This window comes from Sphingobium sp. (assembly GCF_035511395.1).
In the GTDB taxonomy this organism is placed as follows: domain Bacteria; phylum Pseudomonadota; class Alphaproteobacteria; order Sphingomonadales; family Sphingomonadaceae; genus Sphingobium.
On the sequence record NZ_DATKFP010000034.1, the window covers coordinates 1 to 5,837 of the forward strand.

General features: G+C 63.2%; 5 protein-coding genes. 3 read left to right on the plus strand and 2 right to left on the minus strand.

What is annotated here, in order from left to right; translation table 11 throughout:
- The 3 genes from VMR39_RS01715 to VMR39_RS01725 form a co-directional block, all read left to right on the plus strand.
- Window positions 1–1,270, plus strand: a 1,270-nt coding sequence (locus tag VMR39_RS01715) for an FAD-dependent oxidoreductase (RefSeq protein ID WP_325413726.1), incomplete at its 5' end; no start/stop codon positions are given.
- Between the two features lie 103 nt (window positions 1,271–1,373).
- A complete protein-coding gene (locus VMR39_RS01720; RefSeq protein ID WP_325413728.1) occupies window positions 1,374–2,393 on the plus strand; it encodes a dipeptide epimerase in 1,020 nt (339 codons plus the stop codon).
- 132 nt (window positions 2,394–2,525) lie between these two features.
- Complete coding sequence (locus VMR39_RS01725) at window positions 2,526–3,395, plus strand: branched-chain amino acid aminotransferase (RefSeq protein WP_325413730.1); 870 nt, start codon at window positions 2,526–2,528, stop codon at window positions 3,393–3,395.
- A 202-nt stretch (window positions 3,396–3,597) separates the two neighbouring features.
- Here VMR39_RS01725 and VMR39_RS01730 read toward each other — a convergent pair whose 3' ends face one another.
- Window positions 3,598–4,791: an MFS transporter gene (locus VMR39_RS01730; protein WP_325413732.1), complete on the minus strand. Its 1,194-nt coding sequence runs from the start codon at window positions 4,789–4,791 to the stop codon at window positions 3,598–3,600.
- A gap of 127 nt (window positions 4,792–4,918) precedes the next feature.
- Window positions 4,919–5,837, minus strand: a 919-nt coding sequence (locus VMR39_RS01735; RefSeq protein ID WP_325413734.1) for an aldehyde dehydrogenase family protein, incomplete at its 5' end; no start/stop codon positions are given.

Consider the following 5,837-nt stretch of genomic DNA (forward strand, 5'->3'; position numbering starts at 1 on the left):
ACGCGGCGTGACACATATCATCATCGGCGCAGGCGTGATCGGCCTGACCACCGCGCTCGAACTGCTCGAGCGCGGGGAGGAAGTCGCTCTGGTCGATCAGGAGCAACAAGAAGGCCTGGGGACGAGCTTTGCCAATGGCGGGCTGCTGACACCGTCCATGTCCGATCCATGGAACGCGCCGGGCGTCCATCGCCACCTTGCAGAATATCTCTTCAGTTCCGCCTCGGCCATCAGGTTGCGGTGGAGCGCGATCCCGTCGCTGCTTTCCTGGGCCCCGCGTTTCCTGTTGAGTTCGACGCCGGGCCGTTTCCGGGCAGCGATGGCTGCCAATTTCGAGCTTGGTATATACTCCCTGGGCATACTCGACGAGTGGCGCGCCCGGCTTTCGCTCACTTTTGATGCGTCTGACGTGGGTACGCTGAAATTCTTCCGCTCGTCGCGGGCGCTCGATGCCGCGATGGGAGTGACGGGCCTGCTGCGTGAGCAGGGGCTCGATGCCAGGATGTTGGGCGTTGAGGACATGGTTCGCCTAGAGCCTTGTCTGGCGCCGATCGCGAACGAGCTTGTCGGCGCAATCCATTATCCCCAGGACAAGTCGGGGGACGCTTATCTGCTCTGCCGGGCGCTCGCCGATCGCATCAAGCGGCTCGGCGGCATATTCCATTTCGGGCGCGAGGTGCGCGGTATCGAGCTTCGCGGTGGCAAGGCCGTTGGCATCGATCTCGGCGAGGAAATCCTGCGGGCGGACAATATCGTCATCGCCGCCGGCACGGCCAGCCCGGGGCTCGTGAAGCGGCTCGGCGTCCGGCTTGCGATCAAGCCGGTCAAGGGCTATTCGATAACCTATGCGCCGGCGCCAGGGCAACGTCTCCCGGCCGTTCCCGTGGTCGATGACGCCTATCATGCCGCCGTCACGCCGCTGGGTGGACGGCTTCGGTCGGTCGGCACGGCAGAGTTTGCAGGCGGAGACCTCCATCTCGATCGCGCACGGGTCGATAATCTCACCGACTTCATAAAGGCCGTCTATCCCCAGATTGCGACGGTCGAAACCCTTGCCACCGGCAAGCCATGGACCGGACTGCGGCCAGTAGCAGCCGACGGCCGCCCTTATATCGGTGCGACCTCGACCCCGGGCCTTTGGGTCAACAGCGGGCATGGCCATCTGGGCTGGACCTTGGCGGCGGGGTCGGCGCGGCTTCTGGCCGACCTTATGACCCAGGCCAAGCCCGAAATCGGCCCTGAACCCTATTCCGTCTTGCGACGGGCCTGATGTCGAGGGCCTCCGCATGCCGACCGACCCGCTCTTCCTCCGCTCTCCTCCGGCACCTGAGCGGCCTGCCAGACCATGCCATTATCCCGATCAGGACATCCTCATGACACGAACAGTCGAGACGAAGGTCGACCCTGGCCTGTTTCGCGAACCTCTACGCATCGCAGGACGTGTCTTCACGGGCATCCCGGCCGTCCAGGTGACAATCCGCGAGCAGACCTGGACCGGGCGCGGCGAGGCGGGCGGGGTGTTCTTCCTGGGCGACGATGTCGCCCACATGCTCGACCAGATCGAACAGGTCCGCGCAGCGATAGAGGTGGGAGCAGATCGTCGGGCCCTTCAGGACTTGTTGCCGCCCGGTGGCGCGCGCAATGCCCTCGATGCTGCACTTTGGGAGCTCGAGGCATGTCGCAGCCAGACGCCGATCTGGGAGCTGGCCGGGATGAAGCGGCCGCGCGCGCAGATAACGACCTACACTTTGGGTGCGGACAGTCCCGATCTCTTGCGCAAAAGCCTCGCGGCCTATGGCGATGCCCGGGCGCTCAAGCTCAAGCTCGATGGTGACATGACGGCCGATATCGAGCGGATCGAGATCGTTCATCAGAAGCGGCCCGATGCCTGGCTGATGGTCGATGCCAACCAGGGTTATGATGCAGCGTCGCTGCCCGCGCTGATGCCCACCATGCTGGGATGCAACGTGCGCCTGGTCGAACAGCCCGTAGCGCGTGGTACCGAGGCCAGCCTTGATGGCATCAAGCTTTCCATCCCGCTGGCCGCCGACGAGAGCGTGCTGAGCATTGATGACTTGCCCGGTCTTGTCGGGCGTTTCCAGACGATCAACATCAAGCTCGACAAATGCGGGGGGCTTACCCATGCCCTGGCCATGGCGCGGCGCGCCCGCCAGTTGGGGTTCGGGCTGATGGTCGGCAATATGGGCGGATCGAGCCTCGCGGCGGCACCCGCCTACCTGCTGGCGCAATTATGCGACCTCGTCGACCTCGACGGCCCCAAATTCCGCGAAAAGGACATGGCCGGAGGGGCTCGCTACGCCGATGGCATGATCCAGATCGACGATCAATTCTGGGGTGTGGCGTCGTCGCACTTGCCTCAATCCGTGCCATGACCCGCTGGTAGGGGCAATCGGCGCGGGCACGCTCTGGCACCGGCCGGACCGTTACCTCGCCATGTCGCCATCAGTCCGTGGCGACACCCAGGTCTATCCTCGATCCGATGACCCTTTTCCTAAGGAGCATATATGACCGACTATGCCGATATCGAAGGCAGCATCTGGCTTGATGGCAAGATGATCCCCTGGCGTGACGCGAAAGTGCATTTCCTTACGCATGGCCTGCAATATGCCGGCACCGTGTTCGAGGGCGAGCGCGCCTATGGTGGCAGAATCTTCAAGCTGCGCGAACATACCGATCGCCTGATCGAGGGTGCACGGATCATGGGTTACGCCATTCCCTTCACGGCCGCCCAGATCGATCAGGCCTGCAAGGACGTCCTTGCCGCCAACGGGCTGGCCGATGGATATCTCAGGCCCGCAGCCTGGCGCGGCTCCGACAAGCTCGGCCTGTCGCCGGCCGGTGCGAGCGTTCACCTGGCGATCGCGGCCTGGGCCTGGCCTTCCTATTTCTCGCCCGAGCAGAAGATGAAGGGGGTTCGCCTCACCCACTCCGAATGGCGTCGCCCGGCGCCAGATACGGCGCCCGTACGGGCCAAGGCATCGGGCCTCTACCAGATCTGCACTATCGCCAAGCAGAAGGCGGAGGAGCAGGGTTTCGACGATGCCCTGATGCTCGACTATCGTGGCTTCCTTGCCGAAGCGACGGGCGCAAATCTCTTCCTGGTGATTGATGGCAAGCTCCACACGCCGATCGCTGACTGTTTCCTCAATGGTATCACGAGGCGAACGGTGATCGACCTCGCCCGTGCCGCCGGTCTCGAGGTCGTCGAACGGCATATGGACCCGAGCGAGCTTGCCCTTGCGAGCGAGGCTTTCCTAACCGGCACGGCCGCCGAGATCACCCCGATCGGCGAGATCGGCGAGCATCGCTATACGCCAGGTGCGGTCTGCTCGCTCATCATCGACGCCTATCACCGGGTGACGCACGAAGGCTGATGCCCTTGGAGGCGCATTGACGGAAGGCCCTGTCCGCGGCGACGAGTAGGGAAGCCTTGTCCCGTCGATGGTGTCTTGGCTGTGCATGTCCCAGGATGAAGGCAGCGTGCCGCTGCTCGATATGGCTGTGAGCCGGCCTGACAAAACCGGCTCCCCTCATCGGAATGGCGGGCATAGGCGATTTGGCTTCTATGGACTGTCATCATGTTGTTCGTGCGATCGCTGCCCTCTTCGATGCGCGATAGTGGAAGGCGCTGACGAGAAGAGCGGCGATCGACCACAGGCACAGCATGATGGTCGCGTTTGGCCAACCACCGAATTGCCAGGCCATGGCGCCCGAAGCCGTCCCGATCGCACCGCTCCCGAAGAAAATGATCATATAGGCGGCATTGATCCGGCTATGGGCGGTGGCATCAAGCCTGTAGAGTTGGGCGAGATTATTGACCTGGGTGCCTTGGACGCCGACATCGATCAAGAAGGTCGCGAGTACCAATATTCCGACAGAGCAGGGCAGGATAGCTGCCGCCCCGGCACCCAGGAAAAGCAGCGCCGCCGTACGCGTTTGCATGCGCTCCGGGCTGCTACGGTCCGCTTGACGGCCGAACAAGGGGGCTGTGAGCGCACCACCGATCGCGACAAGGCCGAACAGGCCGATGCGATCGCTGTCGAAATGGAATCCCGGACCGCTCAACACGAAGGTCAATATGGTCCAGAAACAGCAAAAGGCGGCAAAGACGCATCCACCCAGCAAGGACAGGCGGCGCAGTTCGGGGAAGCGTGCGAGTTGACGCACGGTCGAGGCAAGGAGTGCGGCATAGCCGTCGCGATGATCGCCACGCTGCGATGGAAGTGTGCATTGGACCATGAGCGCAACCGCGGTCGCCACGCCGCCCGAGCAGGCATAAACCATTTGCCAGCTCATCCATTGCGCAAGGCTGCCGCTGATGATCCGGGAGCCCAATATGCCGACGAGCGTGCCGGTGAAGACGAGGCCGACGACCTTGCCCCTCTCACCGGGCGCAGCAAGCGAGGCGGCCATCGGAACGACGACCTGCACGGCTGCCGTCAATATGCCGATGGCGAGGCTGATGGCGCTTGCCGACAGGATATCCCGGCTGCCTGCCATGGCGATAAGGCAAAGCCCGAGAAGCGCTTCCAGGATCACCAGGAGCCGTTTGCGATCGAGCATGTCACCTAATGGGACGATGAAGAAGATGCCGAGCGCCATGCCCCACTGGCTCAGGGCAGGCAGATAGCCCACGCCGGCTGCGGAGGTGCCGAAGGAGGCACCGATCTGCTTGAGGATAGGCTGGGCATAATAGATGTTCGCGATCGTCGTGCCGGTGGTCACTGCCATGACCAGCAGTTGCGCGCGTGAGAGGGATGATTGCGTCATGGAATCCCCGCATTATGATGCAGAGGGCCGGTCGCCGTTGATCGGGCGACGGTCGATAAGCTTGGCGGAAATAGGGAAGGCGCCTTCGGCCCTAGGGAGAGGGGGAGTGAGCCGAAGGCGCTGTCCTTCAGGCCTTGCGGTTGAGGCCGGCCATCAGGACATATTTTACCTCGACATATTCCTCGATGCCGTAATAGCTGCCCTCGCGGCCATAGCCCGACTGCTTCACGCCACCGAACGGCACGGATGCGGTGCCGACTGAGCCGGAGTTGAGGATGACCATCCCGGATTCGAGTTCCTGCGAGAGGCGGAAGGCGCGGCCAAGGTCGCGCGTATAGGCATAGGCGACAAGGCCATATTCGGAATTGTTGGCGCGCTTGATCACCTCTTCCTCGCTGTGGAAGCGATAGACCGGGAGCACGGGGCCGAATATCTCGGTCTGGGCGACCGCAGCATCGTCACCGATGTCCGCAAGCACTGTCGGTTCGTAGAAAAGCCCGCCCAGCGCGTGCTGCTTGCCGCCCAGGACCACGCGGGCACCATGGGCGCGGGCGTCCTCGACCAGCGCTGCGACCTTGTCGAAGCCGGTCTGGTTCACCAGCGGGCCGACCACGAAGTCTTCGCGCATGCCATCGCCGACTTCGATCCTGCCCACGCGCTCCGCCAAGGTCTCGACGAAGCGATCATAGATGGAATCGTGTACATAGAACCGATTGGGCGAGATGCAGACCTGTCCCGAGTTACGCAGCTTGGCTGCGACCGCGCCGGCGATGGCGTCCTCGAAATCGGCGTCGTCGAAGATGATGAAGGGTGCGTTGCCGCCCAGTTCCAGCGTCATCTTGGTGAGCGAGGCGCCGCTTGCGCTGGCAAGGAGCTTGCCGACCGCGGTCGAACCGGTGAAGGAAATCTTGCGGATCCGCGTGTCGCTGGTGAAAAGCACGCCGATCTCCTTGGGATTACCCGTCACCATCTCGAACACGCCCTCGGGTATGCCGGCTTGGCGCGCATAGTCGAGCAGCTTGTAGGCGGTGAGCGGGGTTTCCTCG

Excerpts from the sequence above, each read along its gene's own strand:
- VMR39_RS01725 (WP_325413730.1), top strand. The coding sequence starts at position 2,526 with ATGACCGACTATGCCGATATCGAAGGCAGCATCTGGCTTGATGGCAAG.
- VMR39_RS01720 (WP_325413728.1), top strand. The coding sequence starts at position 1,374 with ATGACACGAACAGTCGAGACGAAGGTCGACCCTGGCCTGTTTCGCGAA.
- VMR39_RS01730 (WP_325413732.1), bottom strand. The coding sequence starts at position 4,791 with ATGACGCAATCATCCCTCTCACGCGCGCAACTGCTGGTCATGGCAGTG.